Source organism: Gordonia sp. 34D, assembly GCF_056682775.1.
This window is the reverse complement of record NZ_CM155293.1, coordinates 2288519-2306924: the sequence shown is the minus strand read 5'-3', so window position 1 is coordinate 2306924 and position 18406 is coordinate 2288519. Positions and strand designations below refer to the sequence as shown.

The following is an 18406-nucleotide window of genomic DNA, read 5'->3' as shown; positions in this document are numbered from 1 at the left end:
GCGTCAGCGGCCTACGATCGTGGGGTGACTCACGCGGACACCGCAGGCTCAACCGTCATCGACGTGCAGGGACTGCGAAAAACCTTCGGCAAATTCACTGCGCTCGACGGTCTCGACTTGCGCGTCGAAGCTGGTGATGTCGCTGGCTTCCTCGGCCCCAACGGGTCGGGCAAATCTACGACGATCCGCATCCTGCTCGGCATGCTCGGTCATGATGGCGGAACCGCCACGGTCTTCGGTATGGATCCGCACCGCGACGCCGTCGCCATTCACCGCCGGATTGCGTACGTTCCCGGTGACGTCACCTTGTGGCCGCAACTCACCGGCGGGGAATGCATCGACCTGCTCTTGCAGTTGCGCGGTATCGACCCGGCCGCACTCCCGGCACGCGCAGAACTGATTGATCGCTACGAACTCGACCCCACAAAGAAGTCACGGTCGTACTCGAAAGGCAACCGGCAGAAGGTCGCGCTGATTGCCGCGCTCGCCGCCGATACCGACCTGCTGGTGCTCGACGAGCCGACGTCGGGCCTCGATCCGCTGATGGTTCGGGAGTTTGCCCGCAATGTCACTGAGCGAGCTCAACGGGGTGCTGCGGTGTTGATGTCATCGCACCTGTTGGCCGAGGTCGACGAACTGTGCAATACCGTCACGATCATCCGGGGCGGTCGGACCGTGCAGGCCGGACGGCTCGACGACCTTCGTCACCTGCGACGATCCCGAGTGACGGCAGCGGTTGCCGCTGGCGGGGGACTAACCAACCTGCCCGGTATCTACGATCTCGAACCGCTCGGGGACGGCGAGGTGACGTTCACTGTCGACGACGCCGCGCTCCCGGCGGTGACGGCCGCGCTGTCGGGCGCGGGGGTCACGCGCCTGGCGATTGAGCCGCCGAGCCTGGAGGAGTTGTTTCTGCAGAACTACAGCGGAGCCGAGCGGGAATGACGGCGTCGGCGTTCGCTGCTGCCGTGACCCGTTGGCCACTGCTCGCACGGATGGATGTGCGGCGGGAACGGATCATCACGCCCGTCACCGTCGTACTTTTCGTCGCGATCGGTCTGTCGACGGGGGCCACGATTGCGGCGATGGAAGGCGATCCCGCGCAGGCGATATCCCTGCGGGTGGCCGCTGGCACCAACGCGGCCTTCAAGTTTCTCCTCGGGAATGTCCCACAGTCGGAGTCACTGGCGGCGCTGACGTCGTGGCGGGCGGGACTGTTCATGATCGCGGCGCTGGGGGTGTGCGCCGCGATGACGGTTGTGCGGTTAACCCGTAAGGAGGAAGAAGCGGGGCGGACCGAGCTGGTGCTCGCCGGTGCTGTCGGGTCGGTAGCACCGGTCGTCGCTGCGGTCAGTGTCGCGATTGGGTTTGTCCTGGTGACGTCGGCGGCAATGGCAGCGACCCTTTTGATTGCGCCGGGCGGTGACTTCGTGTCGCTGCTGGCAGTGTTCGCGCAGTATGCCAGTACCGGCGTGGCGGCAGTCGGACTCGCGCTGGTGGCGGCGGAAGTGTTCCCAAACAGCAGCATCGCCAATCGTGCGGCGTCCGGGGTGGTGATGGCTGGCTACGTTTTGCGCGGTGTGGCCGACACTGTCGACGGCCTCGGATGGCTGCGCTGGACGTCGCCGATCGGGTGGGCAGAAGAGATCGCCCCGTTCGACAAGAACAACTTTTGGCCGGCGCTGGCATCGGTGGGGATGCTGGCGGTGGGGCTGGCTGTGGCCGCTGCGGTACGACGACGCCGCGACCTGGGCGGCGGCCTCGTCGCCGACCGTGCCGGGCGTGCGACTGCTCCTGGACTGCGGTCGACGTTCGCGCTGGCCTGGCGTCTGGATCGTTCGACGATCGCGTCCTGGGCCATCGGGATCGCGTCGTACGGCGTCATCGTCGGGATCGTCACCAATCAGGTTGAAGCGCTTGCAGGTACCAACCAGACGGTGACCGACTTCCTGAAGTCGGCGGGTACCAACGGGACGCTCACACAGATCTTCCTCTCGACCATGACCGCGTTCCTCGTGGTGGCGTCCGTGGGTGCGGGGGTGTCGTTGCTGACGCGCTGGCGGTCGGAGGAGACGAGCGGGCGGATGGAGATGCTGCTGGCGAATCCGGTGTCACGCAGTCGGTATTTTGCGGCGCAAACCACGATGATTGGCGTCGCCGTGTTGGTGGCGCTGATCGCTGCGCCTGCGGCGATCGTGCTGGGTGCTGGCCTTTCGGGTGTTGGGTGGGCGACGAGCGCGCAGACTGCGTTCGGGGTGGCGGCCGCGTCGATCCCCGCTGTCGCGGCGACCATGATGCTGGCCGTCGCATGTTTTGCCTATCGCGGTCGGCTGGCGGTGGTGGGGTGGCCGCTGCTGTTGGCTTCGTGGCTGCTTGGCCCCTTCGGGACCATGCTGGGGCTGCCGCAGTGGGTGCGCGATATCTCGCCGTTCACGCACGTCCCGATGATTCCGCTGCAGCCGGTCACGGTGTTGCCGCTGCTGGTGCCCGCTGTCGTAGCGGCCGTGTTCGGCCTGCTCGCATGGCGGTGGTGGAACCGGCGGGACCTGGGCTAGTCGGTCGCGGGGACGGTCTCCACTTCGACGGCCGTGTGGCCTTCGACGGCTGCCGTTACCCCCATCACCTTGGCAAACCATTGGATTAGCGGGCCGACGCCGACCGCGTACAGTAGCGTGCCGATACCGAGGGTTCCGCCAAGGAAGAAGCCGATCGCGACCACCGCGACTTCCATGACCGTACGGACCGCGCGCACCGACCATCCGGTGCGCGCGACGATGCCGGTCATCAGCCCGTCGCGCGGACCAGGGCCCAGTCGCGCCCCGATGTAGAGGGCGGTCGCGAAGGCGTTGAGGACAATGCCGCCAAGCATCATCGGGATGGCGATCACCACGGCCGGACTGTCGGGCAGGTACGGGCTGACGGCGTCGAACGCGAGGCCGATCACGATGACGTTCGCGACGGTCCCGAACCCGGGCCGCTGCCGCAACGGCAACCACGTCAGCAAGACGATGGCGCCGACGATGATCGTGACAACCCCAACCTTCATGTCCAACTGGTTGGCAATGCCCTGGTGGAGGACGTCCCACGGGATGTTGCCGAGGCCAGCGTGCAGGATCATCGCCATCGAGACCCCGTAGATCACCAGCCCCACCATCAACGAGAGAAGTCGTTTCGTCATGCGTCCACTGTCGCGGAGACGTGCGGTGGAAGCCAAGTTGATTTAGTGGTGGCGTATCCGCGTAGTTCGTTGGTCTTCGCTCCGTCCCAGACGGAGCGAAGACCGACGAACTACGCGAACGTCACCGGTCGATGATTTGCTTTGTTTGGATGTCGATGTTGCGTGCGGCCGTGATTAGCCGGTCGATTTTTCCGGTGGCTCGGACTACTCGGGCGAGTGCGTCGGTCTCGTATGCGACCTGGCCGCGGATACGGCAAGGGGGCCTGGTGTTGGCTATTGGTAAGTGGTGATGAAGGTTCCGTCGTCGGCTTCGAGCCATAGTGTCATCGAGTCCCACGGTCGACCGTTGGCGGTCATGGTGTGGTGGAGCGTGACGATCGGTGATTCTGCGGTGATGGGTATCTGGTACTCGGCGAGCATGGTGAGCCCAGAGTCGCATTGGGCGACGGCCGATGGTGTTTCGGAGTTGAATCCAGTAACGGTGAGTTGGGTTTTGTCCCATCCTTGAGTTTGTAGTGCGGTGTTGTAGAGCATCATCGCGACTTCGTATTCCAGGGGTGTTGGGTCAAAGGTTGAGGCGAGGTCTCGGCCGAATGCTGGATGCCAGGCAGGGATTTGGTCGCTCGGGCGCGGAAACTTTTCCAGGTCATCGAGGTATGTCTCGGGTGATGGGTCGATATTCCAGTCTGGTTTGTTGTCGTAGTTGAACTCGAACTCGTAGGAACCGTCGGCCCTCATGTTGAGGTTCATAGAGAACCATGCGCCTGATTCCCTCGCCATCGCGTCTCGGAGAGGATGAATTAGTCGACTAACGTCGTCAGGAGTGAAGTCTCGATGTACTAACTCGCCGTTTTTAGAGAACTTGAGTTCGAATTCCGAGCGGGCGTAGAGGCATCGCGCGGTTAGAGTTGCGGTATCCCACGGCTGGTTGCATTTGATTGAGTGAAATAAGTTCGTCGCGAGCTCTGTTTGTAATTCGAGTTCTTTGTTGATCATCGAGTTGCCTCCTTAGTTTCGAAAGTATTGCTCGTTTGGATTTCCGGTAATGGGGTCGACCCATTTCACCTTAATTAAGCCAGGTCGGCTAGATATGCCGGGATAGTCGATCGAAATCTCTACGTCTCCAATTTGGTTGGATTGTTTGAGGAGGTCTTTCCATCCGTTCTCCATATTCCAGTACTCGCGCCTGGCTAGGCGGTTCAGGGTTCTTCGCATTGCGATGATGTTGATGGCTTCGCCGGGGCCGCCGAACATGGTGGCGAATAGGTGGCCGCCGTCGTCGGTGGGGAGTCGGAACTTTCCGCCGGCAATTCTTTGTTGGTACGTGTTGCGTGCGGCCGTGATTAGCTGGTCGATTTTTCCGGTGGCTCGGACTACTCGGGCGAGCGCGTCGGTCTCGTAGATGAACCGGCCGCGGTTCACGATGTAGCGGGTATTTGGCTGGGGTTTGTTTAGTTCCTTTTTCCAGGCTCCCTTTGTCCCGGAGTCTAGATGGACTTCTTGGAGTTGGGTCCGCGGTTTGGTTCCGGGCGCGGGTGCGTTCGGAGCCTTGCTCGGTCCAGTGGGGGGTGCTGGGCGAGTTGGGTTGGGGGCCTTCCGGGGGAAGGCTTGGTGGGTGTGGGGTCTCGGGGAGTGGTTTGGGTTTAGGAGTTGGCGGTGTTGGGGCCGTTGGTGCGAGGTCGGGGGCGGGGTTGGTGGGGTTTGCCTTGGGGGTGGTCTTTGGGGGTGGGAGGTCGGGTGCCGGGTGTGGCGTGATGGGTCGTTCGGGGATTGTTGGCCGCGGTGCTTGTCTGGGGACTGCCGGCGTGCTCAGGGTCGTTCCGGGTTGGTGAGTTTTAGGCATCGTCGTTGACGGGATCGGTGCTTTAGGGCTCGGGGCACCGGTACTGATCTTCCGGGGGCGTCCTTTGAGTGCAGACAATCCCTTGACCGGTATGACGGCGAGGCCGACGCCAAGGATGAGTTTTCCGCTCGTTCCCCATGGGTCTTCCCCAGCGAAGTCTCGGAAGTCAACTCCGACGAGGGCTTCGGTGACCCACGCGTAGTGGTCTCCGATTGTGTCGGTGCGGACGAAGTCGGGGTCGGTGGCTTGCTTGTACTCGTTGTAATAGAAGATGGCACCACTGGTCATAATCCCAGTTTTTAGAAGGCCTTCGCCGAGACCCTTCCAAGTGTCGAATGTACCGTCTGGCCCTACGCCGACCATTGACTTTAGGCCGTTCACCGTGCCTTTTCCTGAGTCCCACGCACCGTCCCACAATTTCCGGATCCCTAAGCGGGTGTCTGGCGGATTCAGCGCGGCGTTGAGATCCTCACCCGGCTTGGCAGTTGCGGTCCGCCCGTCGGAGGTTTTCGCAGTCCGGTTACCGTCGGGCGAAGTGCTGATCTCGATCCAAGTCCCGTCGGAACCGCCAATTCGTTGAGTGACTGTGCCGTTATTCCATTTTGTGAGGACGCCGTCTTCATTCAGGCGACCGGAGGTGATTTTGCCATCTTTGCCATAGTTGATTCGCCCGATGACCTTGCCGGATTTATCAGTGATCTGACTTTGTTGTAGCCCAGTCTTGGCGTCGATGTAAGTGAAGGTGCGAGACCCTGTTTCCGGGTTGGTTGACATATAGACAGGTGAGCCAGCCGGATCCTTGTAGGTCGTCACCTTCTGGCCCGCGTCATTAATGAGCCATCCGGACCCGCGAGCGTCGATCTTTCCCGTCACCGAGGAAGCGCCCGAGGAATCTGTTTTGACCAGGGTCACACTTCCGTCGGGTGCCGTGCTCGAATGCTCCCAGTTCGATCCGATCTTCTGCGACACCGTGACTGTTTCACCGGTCGGACCATAGCTGCTGGTCACTGTCTCGCGGCCGTCCACCGCTGAACAAAAGCCGAAGCCGCCCCGTCATTGGCCGGGTCAGCGCCGGGCGACCAGTTGGCCCCGTCACCACCGCACCAGGCTCAAGTTGGGACTGGTAGCCCGACTGTCCGTTGGAATCGCTACTCCAGCGTTGGAATCCGCCCTCCCCGTTGGAGACCACCCGCTGACGGGACACGACATTGCCCGCCGCGTCATAAAAGACCTGATCAACGGTCTGGTCGCCATTGCCTTCGGGGATGACATTGACGACCTTGCCGCCATTGAATGTCGTCTCCCAAGTGTGACCGGGCTCCTGCCCGGCAGCTTCCGTCAGGACCGCGCCGCCAACGCCTACCTGCTCTGCAACGGGAACCTCCGGACTATCGGCCAGTGCGACCCCCGGGGAACCGTCTCCGTCGGGGTCATCGACGGTGCACTCTCCGACGCCGTCGCGCTCCACCTCGAGCTTCTGGATATAGCCGGTTGGCAGAGTCGACGCCGGGGCTGCCACATCGCCAGTCTGAACATTCGTTCCGCCGAGCGTTTCGATCGGCGTCGAGCTGTAGTCCGGAACGGTGGTATTGCCCGATGGCGCAGGGACCCCAGCCGGTGCTGTGATTGACGGAACACTCATGGTGCTAGGTCCTCAGCTCTCAAGATGGTCGGTGAACAAGGTCTGCGCCAACCGGAGCATCGCGATCGAACCGGCCGGACCCAGCAATCTGTAATCAGGTGGCGGCGACCAAGACCAGGCATCCCTTGTGAGGTTCATATCGGCAAGCGCAGGCGTGAGGTCGACGACATTCGGAAATTGCACGGTATCTCTCTCATCGTGTGCGCCAAGCGTGACTACGGTCAGCCGACCAGCGTCGCGGAAACGTGAGAGTGGGTGCTGGCCTGTCCACAACCAGCCCGGCGGCACGGTATCCGGAGATACCCCAACGACGTGAGTGACCTTCCGAAGCGCTGGCTGCATGAGGTCATCGGCGACCGTCGGATCTATCACGGTGATCGTCGAGCGGAACCGTCGCGCCAGAACGTCGCACGTCAATTGGACTTCGAACTGTGCCAGGGATGGGTCGCCTATGCCTAGGGCTAGTAGCGCGATGGGGCCATCGGCAGGAAAACTCAAGTAGTCGTCGATCTCCTTGCGCGGCACCGTCGCAGAGTCGACGTCCATCAAATCTAAGAGCCGTCCGACATCGGAGCCCGCTCGCAGTGACCTCGCGCTTTGGCCTGTTGCAGAAGGATCAAACACTGCGACTTCTTGTCGCTTCACAGTCGTCCAAACGCGCGCGATCACCGCGGCAATAAGTGCCACCGGTGCGTCGCTACTCAGGGGCACGACCGCAATTTTGCGAGGACGCCAGTCAGTCACGGCAGTCCGCCGCTCAAACGCAACTGCTGCGCGCAGGCGGCGGTGGTCGCTGAACACCTCAACAAGGTACATCGCGGACTCCGCGGCTCAGTCAATCGAGGTACGGGGCACTAGTATCGACAGCGTGAGAAAGCTAGTGGATCTGCCTGGGATGCGCGTCGGATATCAGGCAGGCGATGACGCCGCGGGGGCCGACGGGGTCGCGGCGAATCTGGATCCGACGTGGCTGACCGGGGAACCGCCATGGCGCGAACTGTTCGACGCCTGGCTGGCAGAGGCGGTGGCCACGCGGATTCCCGAACCGAACGCGATGGTGATCGGGACGGTCGACGCAGACGGACACCCAGCAACGCGGACCGTGCTGTGCAAAGGCGTCAGTGACGCGGGGATCGTCTTCTTTACCGGCTACGAATCCCAAAAGGGGCTGGCGTTGGCCGCCAACCCGTATGCGTCCGTGACCTTCCCCTGGATCGCGATGGAACGCCAGGTCCACTTCCGTGGGCCCGTCGTCAAAGTGGATCCCGAAGAGACCCAACGCTATTGGGATTCGCGACCGCGCGGATCCCAACTGTCCGGGTACGCGTCGGCACAGTCGCAGCCCATCGGGTCGCGAGCTGAACTCGAGGAAGCGGCCCGCGCTGCCGCCGAGCGATTCGGCGACGACGAACTCATCCCGGTTCCCGAAGCCTGGGGCGGCTATCGGCTCGAACCAGAAATCGTCGAATTCTGGCAGGGCCGTGCCAACCGCCTGCACAATCGGGCGCGGGCCGTCCGGACCGCTGACGGATGGCGCCTCGAGCGGCTCCAGCCCTAATGGCCAAGCGGATATTCGCCGACACGCGACCGCTGCAAAATATCTACTTCCGGCGGCTCTGGACCGCCAACATCATTACGGTCATCGGCGCGCAGCTGACGGTGGTAGCCGTGCCCGCGCAGCTGTACGCCATCACCGGCAGCTCCGCCTACGTCGGCCTGGCGGGCATCTTCGGGCTCGTGCCGCTCGTCGTTTTTGGCCTGTGGGGCGGGGCCCTCGCCGACACCTACGACCGTCGCCGCATCCTCATCGTCACCACGATCGGTCTCATCGTCACGTCGGCGGCCTTCTGGGCGCAAGCGGCGGCCGACCTCAATAATGTGTGGCTGCTGCTGATGATCTTTGCTGTTCAGCAAGGCTTCTTTGCGGTCAACCAGCCGACGCGGACCGCCGTGCTGCCGCGCATCATTTCGATGGAACAGCTCCCCGCCGCGAACTCCCTCAACATGACGGTGATGCAGGCCGGAGCCATCGCCGGGCCGCTGGTGGGCGGGGCGCTGATCCCGTTCATCGGGTTCTCGATGCTGTACGCGGCCGACGCCGTGTTCCTGTTCGCGACGCTGTGGGCCGTCGTCACGCTGCCACCGCTGCCTCCCGAACACACGCCCGGTATGGACAAACCGACGGCCGGCTTCAAATCAGTGATCGACGGCCTTGTCTACCTCAAGGGCCACAAAGTGCTCCTGATGTCGTTCGTCGTCGACCTCATCGCCATGATCTTCGGCATGCCGCGCGCCCTGTTCCCGCAGATCGCGCATGAAAGTTTCGGCGGCCCCACCGACGGCGGCCTCGCCTTCGCGCTCCTCTTTATTGCGATCCCGCTCGGCGCGGTGGTCGGAGGCGTGCTGTCGGGATGGGTGTCGCATGTGCGACGGCAGGGTATGGCCGTCATCATCTGCATCATCATTTGGGGACTGTCGATCGTCGTCGCTGGCGGTGTCCTGATCTTTGCCCACGGCACCATGCTGCCGATCTTGCCGATTGTGATCGTCGCTTTGATGATCGGTGGTGCCGCCGACATGGCGTCGGCTGCGTTCCGTCAGACGATGCTGCAGTCGGCCGCCAACGACGACGTCCGCGGCCGCCTACAGGGTGTCTTCATCGTGGTCGTGGCTGGCGGACCGCGCATCGCCGACGTGACCCACGGTGCGTCGGCCGCGATGGTCGGCACCGCCGTGACCTTCGCTGGCGGCGGCATCCTGGTAGTAGTGCTCACGGTGGTCGCGGCCTTCGCAGTCCCGGTGTTCTGGCGCTACCGGACGTCGTTGAAAGAAACCGACGCCACTTAAAGGTCGTTCAGAAACTCGATCATGGCGTCGTTGACCTGCTCGGCAGCTTCCATCTGCACAAAATGACCGGCACCGGGAACGATCAACGACCGCCGCAGTCCGGGCGTCATCTGCGCCGTGAGATCCAGAGCTTTGCTGCCCATCATGGTCAGCACCGGGTCTTCTGCGCCAGCGATGAACAGGGTCGGGACGGTGACGGGTTGGTCGTGGAGTTCGGCCATCTGCTCCCAGACGAGGTCTTCGGCGCGGTACCAGTTGAGGCCGCCGGTGAAGCCGGTGCGGGTGAATTCGTCGACGTAATGGTCGAACGATTCCTGCGTCAGCCACGGCCAGGGGAGTGCGGGCGGATCGGGGAGAACGTCGAGGTAGCCGTTGCCTTCGGTCGGGAACTTCCAGCAATCGAGGTAGTTCCCGTCGCCCGACAGCGCGTGAAAAATCTTGCCGAGAAACTCGCGGGGCGCAGCGTCCAACTCGCGGTCGGCGACGCCGTACTCCTGGAAGTAGTGGAAGTGCACGAAGTGCTTGGACGCCATGTAGGCGAAACCGTCGGTCGGTCGGATCTTTTGCCGCGGCATGCGGGGCACGCTCAATTGGATGAGGGCCCGCACGCGGTCGGGTGCGAGCGCAGGGAGATCCCAGGTCAGGTGGGCCCCAAAGTCATGGCCGCCGAACACGGCATCGTCGATCCCGAGGGCATCGAGCAGCCCGGTGAGATCGGCGACAGTGTGCGTGCGGTCGTAGGCGGCAACGTCAGTTGGGGCGTCGGTGCCGCCGTAGCCGCGCATGTCGGGTGCGATGACCCGAAAACCGGCGTCCGACAACGCCGTCAACTGGTGCCGCCAACTGTAGGCAAGGCCAGGGAAGCCGTGGCACAACACAATCGGCGTACCTTCGCCCTGCTCGGTGACGCGCATGGTGATGTCGCCAACCTCGACGGAACGGTGAACCAGCGGCGCAGGCATAGGAAGGCTCCTTGTTTCGGGGCAGGTGGACGGTAGTCAGTTGGACGGCCCAGACTCCGCTTGACCTTACGTACGCGCCGTCGCTCCGCTCCGTCTTTCCCCTTTTCTGTCACGATTCGACCAGACCGTCACCAAACGATGCGTTCGGTGACGGTCTGGCGGACGCCGGACCCGTGGATGTGACAGAAAAGGGGAAAATCCCGGGGCACAAAGCCCCTGCTACGTGCCCTTAACGTTCAGGATCTGGCGAAGGGTGTGTTCGACGTCGACGAGGTCGCGGGCGTCTTCCATCACCTGGTCGATGTCCTTGTAGGCGTCGGGGATCTCGTCGACCCATGCTTCGCCGTGCCGGTATTCGATGCCGACCATGCGGGCGGCGAGGTCGTCGGCGGTGAAGCGGCGCCTGGCTTCGGTCCGCGAGAACCGGCGTCCGGCACCGTGCGGCGCCGAATCCAATCCGGCCTTGCTTCCTTTACCTCGCACCACATACGACCGTGTGCCCATGGAACCCGGGATGACGCCCCGGACACCGTCGCCGGCATGGATCGCACCCTTTCGGGTGAGCCACACCGTCTTGCCGTGGTGCTTTTCCTGCACCGTGTAGTTGTGGTGGCAGTTCACGCGGTCGGTCTCGATGCTGTCGCGGTCGGGCCCGTCCAATGTTCGACGGCGCGCACAAAGCGGTCCATCATTTCGCCACGGTTCTCGAGCGCAAACTTCTGCGCCCACTTCAGGTCGGCGAGGTAGGCGCTGAACTCGGGCGTGCCCTGCGGCAGGTATGCAAGCTCGGGCGTCGGCAGCTCAATCCACCACTGCTTGCAGAGGCGTTCGGCGATCTTGATGTGCTTCTTCGCGATCTTGTTGCCAACCCCGCGAGACCCAGAGTGCAGAAACAGCCACACGTGGTCGCGTTCGTCGAGGCACAACTCAATAAAGTGGTTGCCGCCGCCCAGGGACCCCAGCTGCCGCTGCCACGTCGGCGAGTGACTCAGGTCGACGCCGGTGCGCTCGGCCAGTTCCGTCAGCTCGTCGAGGCGGGCCTGAGTGAAGTCGTAGCGGCCGGTCCCCGAGTTGTAGACGCCGGGCGACAGTGGGATCGCCGATTCCACCGAATCACGCAGCGCCGCCAGATCGAGGCCAGCGATGTCGGACGCGGTCAGGTGCGTTTCGACGGCGATCATGCCGCAGCCGATGTCGACGCCAACGGCTGCGGGGATCACCGCGTTCAACGTTGGGATCACGGTGCCGACCGCCGACCCCAACCCATGGTGGGCGTCGGGCATCAATGCGATATGCGAGTGCACGAAAGGCATTGATGCGGTCTGACGTGCCTGGGCCAGCGTCTTTTCTTCAAGGCTGGAGGCGTAGTTCAGGACCTTGGGTGCAATCATTTCGGGCATGGCGGTCATTTCTACCGGCGATCGCGTTGCCGGTCCACCCTTTTACTTTTAGTCGTTGACCTCGTTGGTGTTCCACGGCAGATTCGCGCGACGTTTGGCATGCACGGGGCAGTAATGGATCGGGTTGTCGCGCTCGGCACCCGACGGCAGGTTGCGGGCAGGTGTTTCCAGGAGTGGGGCGTCGGGGGCGACGCGGCCGGTCAAGCGATCATCGGCATCGCGGGCTCGGGGGTGGCGACGGTACCTCTTGGGCACCAGGCTCATCGTCGTGTGGACGAAGCGGCCAAACAATCGGAACCGGCGCTGATCGGCATCGGACCACTTCAGGCCCATCATTTCGCGGATCGGCTCATCGTAGAGGCCGGTCGTAACCCACATGTAGAAGCGTTGAATCTGCTGAATCTGGATGCGCCACAGCCAGTTCGGGACAATCCCCGGCATCCACGGCGGCTTTGGCAAGGTGGTGATGTCGAGGACGGTGCGGACGGCCTGATGGTCGCGCAGCACGTACCGGCACATGTGGTCCCAATACTCAAGGAAGTCCTCGTACGTGTCCGGACAGGGCCGCATGCTGACGCCGTACTGTGCGTACCAACCGCGCGACTCGTCGAAGAGGCGACGCTTGTCGGCCTCGGAGATCGGCGGTCCGAAGGCCTCGGCGCAGCGGATATTGCCGTACCAAAACGTGGCGTGCGCCCAATAGAAGACGTCCGGGTCGAGCGCGTGATAGCGCTCGCCGTTGTCCATCGTCCCCTTGATGGTGCGGTGATAGTCGCGGACCGTGCGACCGGTTTCGGGCGTGCGGTCGAACACGACGCCGCTGATTGGGTACAGCGATCGGTTGAGTCGTTCCCATCGTTCGCCGAAGAAGTCGGAGTGGTCCCACACGCCTGCGGCCAGTTTGGGATGCATGTTTTGCATGGACCCCGACCACAGGCCCATCAGGATGCCGCGCCAGTCGCCGAAGTAGCGCCACGTCACCGAGTCGGGGCCCGGCGGGGCAAGGGATTCGGTCGACGGGGAACCAGCCTCAACCTGCGTCATGAGACGAACCTATCGATGCGTCTCAGTCCTGTCAATCGCCGCGCTATCGAAGGATTAGTCGGACTTCATCGCCCGCCACCAATTGCGCAGCCAGCCACAGGGATTCGGTCGTCAGCACGGCGACCACCGGGTATCCGCCGGTCACCGGATGGTCGGCCAGGAAGATCACCGGCTGCCCACTAGGCGGAATCTGAATGCCGCCGAGCGGCACGCCCTCCGACAGCATGCCCGGGAGGTCCCGATGCTCCGGAAGTGGGGCATCCCCGACGCGATCGAGGCGCACCCCCACCCGATTGCTCGCGGGCGTCACCTGCCAGTGGCCTTCACTCAGCACGTCGACGTCGATCAGTCGCGCATCGCGCGGTCCCACTTCGGCAACTAGTTCGACGACCCGTGGGCTGCTGCCAACGGGGGCGAGTTGCGTTGTTGGCCAATCGAGTTCGTCGGAACGCAGCCGAATCTCGTCGCCTGCGCGGAGCGGTCGGGGGCCAAGGTGCGAGAGCAAGTCGGTCGACGCAGAACCAAGTTCCTGCGGTGCCAGAATTCCCCCGCGGATAGCCACATAGTTGCGTGCACCGCGCGACGGAGTGCCCACCCGCACCACCGCCTCGGCGGGAACCTCGATGGTTGCGTGGCTACCGACCGGGACGTCGTCGACGAAGACGTCTACCGCCGGACCGGTCACTGCCAGTACGACCGCCCGCTGTGTCCGCGCCGACCATCCGCCGAGGGTGATTTCGATTCCTGCGGCATCCTCTGGATTGCCGACCAATCGGTTCGCCAACGCGAGGGCCGGAAGGTCGGCTGCCCCCGACCGTGCGACCCCCATATCGGCGAGCCCGGGGCGCCCAAAGTCTTGAATTGTGGCCAACAATCCGGGGCTTAAAACGGACAAAGACGCCGGTGTGACCGAGATCGCTCGGTGGTCTGCGTCGGTCATTTTTGGGTCGCCAGAATCGACGTGATTTTGCATGGCCGACGGTCCGTGTGTCGCTGCCGAATCGACGGCGACAAACCGCACCAGCATCCCCGCGGCGAGCATCGCCGGCTCTCGTCGGCTGGGTTCCCAAAGCGGCGCATCGGTGTGACCCAACAGGTACCAACCGCCGGGCCCTTCGCGCGGATAGATGGCGCCGTATCCGGCCGCGACGGCCACCGAACCGGCGGGCACGGATGGTCGAGATTGAGGACGTCGAGCGATCTGCGCGAGGAGTTTGACGTCGCGGAGGGGGCTCGCCGGGTGGGGAACCAAATATGCGAAACCCGGTGCAAAGCCCAGGAATTGGGCCCTCCAGATGATCCGGGCATGTGCTTGGGCGAGGTGATTGGGACTCACTCCGACGAGCTCGGCGGCCTCGGCGAGATCGGCCCCGTCGTACACCGTTGGGATGACGGCATCGGCCCCCACATCGGTGGCGGTCTCCGGTTCGCGATGGCTTGCGGCGAAGGCTCGCCGCGCCCGGCGAACGACCCGTCGTACGCCGAGCTCGTCGAGTCCAGAACCCGGCCGCGCCTCGATCAGGATCGCCTGTGCGGACGACACCACATCGCACGGTGCGAGCCGCCCGCGAAGCACTGCCGAACGAAGTTCATGTGCCACCGAGGTGGTCTCGGATTCGCTGAACGCGACGCCATGAAAGTCCAAGACGATCGCATCGCCGCCCGCACGGAGCTCTCGCATTCCAACACGGTACCCACTTATGAGTAAGCTGAGCACGCGACAAATGTCGCGGCGCTGAACATGGGACCCACGTGCGGCGTCCGAGTCGAACCACGACTAGGTTGTTACCCAGCAACTGCTCACCCGCGAGTTATAAGGGGTTTGTGTGTCCGTTGATAAGGACGTGACCAACCAGGCGACAGGTAAGTTCACCTATCCCGGTGGCGAAATTGACCTGCCCATCCTTAAGGCCACCGAGGGTAGTGACTCGGTTGAGCTGGGGAAGTTCCTGGCTGATACAGGTATGACGACGTTCGACGGAGGCTTCGTCAACACGGCAGCCACCAAGTCGTCGATCACGTACATCGACGGCGACGCAGGCATCTTGCGTTACCGCGGCTACCCGATCGAGCAGCTCGCCGAGGGCTCGACCTTCATCGAGGTCAGCTACCTGCTGATTTACGGTGAGCTCCCAACTCCGACGCAGCTGGATGAATTCACCAACCGCATCCAGCGTCACACCCTCCTGCACGAGGACCTGAAGCGTTTCTTCGACGGCTTCCCGCGCAACGCGCACCCGATGCCCGTCGTTTCGAGCGCCGTCAACGCGCTCAGCGCCTACTACCAGGACTCGCTCGATCCCAAGGATCCCGAGCAGGTCGAACTGGCAACCATCCGACTCCTCGCGAAGCTGCCGACCATCGCGGCCTACGCCTACAAGAAGTCGCAGGGCCAGCCGTTCCTGTACCCGGACAACTCGTTGAGCCTGGTCGAGAACTTCCTCCGCATGACATTCGGCTTCCCGGCCGAGCCTTACGAGGTGAACCCCGAGGTCGCCAAGGCCCTCGACATGCTGTTCATCCTGCACGCCGACCACGAGCAGAACTGCTCCACGTCGACCGTCCGCCTCGTCGGATCGTCGCAGGCCAACCTCTTCACGTCCATCTCGGGCGGCATCAACGCACTGTGGGGCCCGCTGCACGGCGGCGCCAACCAGGCCGTGCTCGAAATGCTCGACGACATCCGCGCTTCCGGCGGCGACACCAAGGCCTTCATGACCAAGGTGAAGAACAAGGAAGACGGCGTCAAGCTCATGGGCTTCGGGCACCGCGTCTACAAGAACTACGACCCGCGTGCTGCGATCGTCAAGAAGACCGCCGACCAGATCCTGGAATCCCTGGGTGTCAGCGACGAACTCCTCGACATCGCCAAGGGCCTCGAAGAGGTTGCCCTCAACGACGACTACTTCGTCGAGCGTCGCCTGTACCCGAACGTCGACTTCTACACCGGCGTCATCTACCGGGCCATGGGCTTCCCGACCCGCATGTTCACAGTGCTGTTCGCTCTCGGACGCCTGCCCGGTTGGATTGCGCACTGGCGTGAAATGCACAACGACCCGACCACCAAGATTGGCCGCCCGCGTCAGCTGTACACCGGCTACACCGAGCGCGATTTCATCCAGATGGGGGACCGTTAAATCATGAGCAAGCCTGAAGTTGATTTTCCCGAAGGCCCGGCACCGAGCAGCTTGGAGATCACCGACCTGGTGGTTGGCGAGGGCCCCGAGGCGCAGCGCGGCGGCACCGTTGACGTGCACTACGTTGGCGTTGAGTTTGAGTCCGGCGAAGAGTTCGACTCGTCGTGGGACCGCGGCCAGTCGGCCCGCTTCCCGCTGGAAGCGCTCATCCCCGGATGGCAAGAGGGCATCCCCGGCATGAAGGTCGGCGGTCGTCGTCGGCTGGTCGTGCCGCCGGAGCTGGCCTACGGTCCGGCCGGTGCTGGCCACCGACTGTCGGGCAAGACCTTGATCTTCGTGATCGACCTGCTTGGCGTCTAAATGATTGTTCTTGAAGAGCCGCGTCGCATCTGCGACGCGGCTCTTTGGTTTGGGTGAGCTTCGTAGTTGAATCCCCAATTTGGCCAAAAATGGCCGAATTTGCCCAGATGATCTCGGGTAGGGGATTCAAATACGAGCGAGGAGATTGCCAATGACATTCACCGCGATGGTTGCCCGCGAAAACGACGGGGTTATCACCCTGGCGCGGGAAGACGTCGACGAGTCGTTCCTTCCCGAAGGGGACGTCACGGTACGCGTGGAATATTCGTCGATCAACTACAAGGATGCGCTTGCGGTGACGCCGCGCGGCGGTGTGGTTCGCACCTATCCGATCATTCCGGGGATCGACGTCGCTGGCGTGGTTACCGAGTCGTCGTCGAACCTGTTTTCCCCGGGTGATCGGGTGGTCGCTCATGGGCATGCGATCGGCACCGCCCAGCATGGCGGGTATGCCGAGTACGCACGGGTTTCCAGTGATTGGACGATGAAACTGGATGCATTGAGCACCCGCGAAGCTGCCGCGATCGGTACCGCAGGCTTCACTGCGGCGATGAGCGTTCAGGCTCTCCTGAATCGGGGAGTGCAGCCGTCCGATGGGCCGGTGCTGGTGACCGGTGCCAGCGGTGGCGTCGGCACGGTGAGCGTTGACCTGCTGGCGAAGCGCGGCTTTGAAGTGATTGCGTCGTCGGGCAAAGCCGACGCCGTCGAACTTCTGACGAGCCTCGGGGCATCGTCGGTGATCGGCCGTCTCCCCGAGGATCCGGATGCGAAAATCCGTCCGCTCGACAAGCAACGTTGGGCGGCGGCCATTGATTGCGTCGGTGGTCGTACCTTGGCGTATGTTTTGGCCACGACGCAGTACGGCGGGACGGTCGCTGCGAGCGGGCTTACCGGTGGTGCTGGGCTGGAAACGACAGTGATGCCGTTTATCTTGCGCGGCGTGACGCTGGAAGGCATTGATTCGGTGATGGCGAGCACCGATGTGCGTCGCGGCTTGTGGCGGCGTCTCGAATCCGACCTTCGGCCCGCCCACCTAGACAAGCTCATCTACGAGACGAGCCTCGACGACTTGCCTGCGGCCTTGAGCAGCATTCTTGCAGGTGAAGCGACCGGCCGGGGGATTGTGAAGGCGATCTAGCTGAGGCGGTGCGACCCCGGTCGGGTGAATGTCCGAATGGGTCGATAGCATTTGCGCATGATTGTGAGCAATGCCATCGGACAGGTTGTAACGATCGAGCTGGCCCGCGAAGAGAAGCGAAATGCCCTTGACGAAGCGATGGTCGCTGACCTGTCGTCGGCTTTTACCGAGGCGGTTGAGGGCGGTGCCCGAGCGATTGTGCTGACCGGTCGCGGTGCAGTGTTCAGCGCTGGCGCGGACCTTTCCGGACCCGTCTACGACCAAGCGTTCATTACCAAGTTGGTTGCTCTCGTCGCGCAGATTGAGGCGACGCCCGTCCCGGTGATTGCCGCGATTAACGGTCCGGCGCTGGGTGCCGGTCTGCAGTTGGCGATGGCCGCCGACCTCCGGGTGATGGTGCCCGGTTCGGTTGTCGGGATTCCGGCGGCGAAGATTGGGGTGGCGGTTGACGAGTGGACGATTCGTCGGCTCGTTTCGCTGGCTGGTGACGGTCATGCCCGAGGCATGTTCTTGGGTTGTGAGCCGCTGTCGGCCGATAAGGCGCTGAGTGTTGGTTTCGCGAATCGTCTCGGTGACCTTACTGACGCCCAGCATTGGGCTTCGGAGATCGCCACCTACGCTCCGCTCACTCTCCGCCACTACAAGATGGTTTTGACCGGTGACGGTGCCCGCGACGAAGCCCCAGAAGACCGCACGGCCGCCCAAGTCGCGGCCTGGATGAGCGATGACCTCCAAGAGGGCCGTGTTGCCCGCACCGAAAAGCGCGCCCCCGTCTTCACCGGCCGCTAGCCGCCCGACCGGTATTTTTCGCTCCGCTCAACCGCCCCTTTTCTGTCACGATTCGACCAGACCGTC

16 protein-coding genes and 1 pseudogene are annotated in these 18406 nt (G+C 63.2%); 8 read left to right on the top strand and 9 right to left on the bottom strand.

Translation table 11 applies throughout. From position 1 onward, the window contains the following. Window positions 1–24: 24 nt before the first annotated feature. Together AC1L34_RS10705 and AC1L34_RS10700 are read left to right on the top strand one after the other, a co-directional pair. Window positions 25–945 carry an ABC transporter ATP-binding protein gene (locus AC1L34_RS10705; RefSeq protein ID WP_424324658.1) on the top strand — a complete coding sequence of 307 codons (921 nt, stop codon included), beginning with the start codon at window positions 25–27 and terminating at the stop codon, window positions 943–945. After that, a complete protein-coding gene (locus AC1L34_RS10700) occupies window positions 942–2555 on the top strand; it encodes an ABC transporter permease (RefSeq protein ID WP_424325744.1) in 1614 nt (537 codons plus the stop codon). The genes AC1L34_RS10705 and AC1L34_RS10700 overlap by 4 nt, the downstream gene beginning before the upstream one ends. Here AC1L34_RS10700 and yczE read toward each other — a convergent pair. The 5 genes from yczE to AC1L34_RS10675 form a co-directional block, all read right to left on the bottom strand. Beyond that, window positions 2552–3178 carry a membrane protein YczE gene (gene yczE / locus AC1L34_RS10695; RefSeq protein ID WP_480034761.1) on the bottom strand — a complete coding sequence of 209 codons (627 nt, stop codon included), beginning with the start codon at window positions 3176–3178 and terminating at the stop codon, window positions 2552–2554. The genes AC1L34_RS10700 and yczE overlap by 4 nt on opposite strands. A gap of 273 nt (window positions 3179–3451) precedes the next feature. Further along, the gene (locus AC1L34_RS10690; RefSeq protein WP_480034760.1) at window positions 3452–4174 is read right to left on the bottom strand and encodes a hypothetical protein; all 723 of its coding nucleotides are present in this window, start codon (window positions 4172–4174) and stop codon (window positions 3452–3454) included. Window positions 4175–4186: 12 nt separating this feature from the next. Next, complete coding sequence (locus AC1L34_RS10685; protein ID WP_480034759.1) at window positions 4187–4600, bottom strand: DNA/RNA non-specific endonuclease; 414 nt, start codon at window positions 4598–4600, stop codon at window positions 4187–4189. A 1400-nt stretch (window positions 4601–6000) separates the two neighbouring features. Beyond that, entirely contained in the window at window positions 6001–6663 is a 663-nt protein-coding gene (locus AC1L34_RS10680; protein WP_424325798.1) for a hypothetical protein, read from the bottom strand. 12 nt (window positions 6664–6675) lie between these two features. Continuing rightward, window positions 6676–7464: a hypothetical protein gene (locus AC1L34_RS10675; RefSeq protein WP_424295043.1), complete on the bottom strand. Its 789-nt coding sequence runs from the start codon at window positions 7462–7464 to the stop codon at window positions 6676–6678. A gap of 94 nt (window positions 7465–7558) precedes the next feature. Between AC1L34_RS10675 and pdxH the strand changes: the two genes are divergently transcribed. Together pdxH and AC1L34_RS10665 are read left to right on the top strand one after the other, a co-directional pair. After that, a complete protein-coding gene (gene pdxH, locus AC1L34_RS10670) occupies window positions 7559–8221 on the top strand; it encodes a pyridoxamine 5'-phosphate oxidase (protein WP_424295048.1) in 663 nt (220 codons plus the stop codon). Then, on the top strand, window positions 8221–9510 hold the full coding sequence (locus AC1L34_RS10665; RefSeq protein ID WP_424295044.1) for an MFS transporter: 1290 nt from the start codon (window positions 8221–8223) through the stop codon (window positions 9508–9510). The genes pdxH and AC1L34_RS10665 overlap by 1 nt, the downstream gene beginning before the upstream one ends. Here AC1L34_RS10665 and AC1L34_RS10660 read toward each other — a convergent pair. The 4 genes and pseudogenes from AC1L34_RS10660 to AC1L34_RS10645 all read right to left on the bottom strand — a co-directional run bounded on the left by AC1L34_RS10660 (window position 9507) and on the right by AC1L34_RS10645 (window position 14597). After that, window positions 9507–10472, bottom strand: coding sequence for an alpha/beta fold hydrolase (locus AC1L34_RS10660; RefSeq protein ID WP_424295046.1), 966 nt, complete (start codon window positions 10470–10472; stop codon window positions 9507–9509). The genes AC1L34_RS10665 and AC1L34_RS10660 overlap by 4 nt on opposite strands. A gap of 219 nt (window positions 10473–10691) precedes the next feature. Beyond that, window positions 10692–11872, bottom strand: a pseudogene (locus tag AC1L34_RS10655) (RtcB family protein). A gap of 48 nt (window positions 11873–11920) precedes the next feature. Further along, window positions 11921–12916 (bottom strand): oxygenase MpaB family protein, encoded by a 996-nt coding sequence (locus AC1L34_RS10650; RefSeq protein WP_424293404.1) that lies wholly within the window; start codon window positions 12914–12916, stop codon window positions 11921–11923. Window positions 12917–12959: 43 nt separating this feature from the next. Further along, window positions 12960–14597, bottom strand: coding sequence for a 5-oxoprolinase subunit B/C family protein (locus AC1L34_RS10645; RefSeq protein ID WP_424293405.1), 1638 nt, complete (start codon window positions 14595–14597; stop codon window positions 12960–12962). A 145-nt stretch (window positions 14598–14742) separates the two neighbouring features. On the opposite strand from AC1L34_RS10645, the gene AC1L34_RS10640 reads away from it, so the two are divergent. The 4 genes from AC1L34_RS10640 to AC1L34_RS10625 all read left to right on the top strand — a co-directional run bounded on the left by AC1L34_RS10640 (window position 14743) and on the right by AC1L34_RS10625 (window position 18340). Next, entirely contained in the window at window positions 14743–16053 is a 1311-nt protein-coding gene (locus AC1L34_RS10640; protein ID WP_424293406.1) for a citrate synthase, read from the top strand. 3 nt (window positions 16054–16056) lie between these two features. Next, entirely contained in the window at window positions 16057–16413 is a 357-nt protein-coding gene (locus tag AC1L34_RS10635) for an FKBP-type peptidyl-prolyl cis-trans isomerase (RefSeq protein WP_424293407.1), read from the top strand. Window positions 16414–16564: 151 nt separating this feature from the next. Beyond that, on the top strand, window positions 16565–17551 hold the full coding sequence (locus tag AC1L34_RS10630; protein ID WP_424293943.1) for an oxidoreductase: 987 nt from the start codon (window positions 16565–16567) through the stop codon (window positions 17549–17551). Window positions 17552–17608: 57 nt separating this feature from the next. Beyond that, on the top strand, window positions 17609–18340 hold the full coding sequence (locus tag AC1L34_RS10625) for an enoyl-CoA hydratase (RefSeq protein WP_424293944.1): 732 nt from the start codon (window positions 17609–17611) through the stop codon (window positions 18338–18340). Window positions 18341–18406: the final 66 nt, after the last annotated feature.

Coding starts and splice junctions, on each gene's coding strand:
- AC1L34_RS10700 (WP_424325744.1), top strand. CDS start 942: ATGACGGCGTCGGCGTTCGCTGCTGCCGTGACCCGTTGGCCACTGCTC.
- yczE (WP_480034761.1), bottom strand. CDS start 3,178: ATGACGAAACGACTTCTCTCGTTGATGGTGGGGCTGGTGATCTACGGG.
- AC1L34_RS10690 (WP_480034760.1), bottom strand. CDS start 4,174: ATGATCAACAAAGAACTCGAATTACAAACAGAGCTCGCGACGAACTTA.
- AC1L34_RS10680 (WP_424325798.1), bottom strand. CDS start 6,663: ATGAGTGTTCCGTCAATCACAGCACCGGCTGGGGTCCCTGCGCCATCG.
- pdxH (WP_424295048.1), top strand. CDS start 7,559: ATGCGCGTCGGATATCAGGCAGGCGATGACGCCGCGGGGGCCGACGGG.
- AC1L34_RS10665 (WP_424295044.1), top strand. CDS start 8,221: ATGGCCAAGCGGATATTCGCCGACACGCGACCGCTGCAAAATATCTAC.
- AC1L34_RS10660 (WP_424295046.1), bottom strand. CDS start 10,472: ATGCCTGCGCCGCTGGTTCACCGTTCCGTCGAGGTTGGCGACATCACC.
- AC1L34_RS10650 (WP_424293404.1), bottom strand. CDS start 12,916: ATGACGCAGGTTGAGGCTGGTTCCCCGTCGACCGAATCCCTTGCCCCG.
- AC1L34_RS10645 (WP_424293405.1), bottom strand. CDS start 14,597: ATGCGAGAGCTCCGTGCGGGCGGCGATGCGATCGTCTTGGACTTTCAT.
- AC1L34_RS10635 (WP_424293407.1), top strand. CDS start 16,057: ATGAGCAAGCCTGAAGTTGATTTTCCCGAAGGCCCGGCACCGAGCAGC.
- AC1L34_RS10630 (WP_424293943.1), top strand. CDS start 16,565: ATGACATTCACCGCGATGGTTGCCCGCGAAAACGACGGGGTTATCACC.
- AC1L34_RS10625 (WP_424293944.1), top strand. CDS start 17,609: ATGATTGTGAGCAATGCCATCGGACAGGTTGTAACGATCGAGCTGGCC.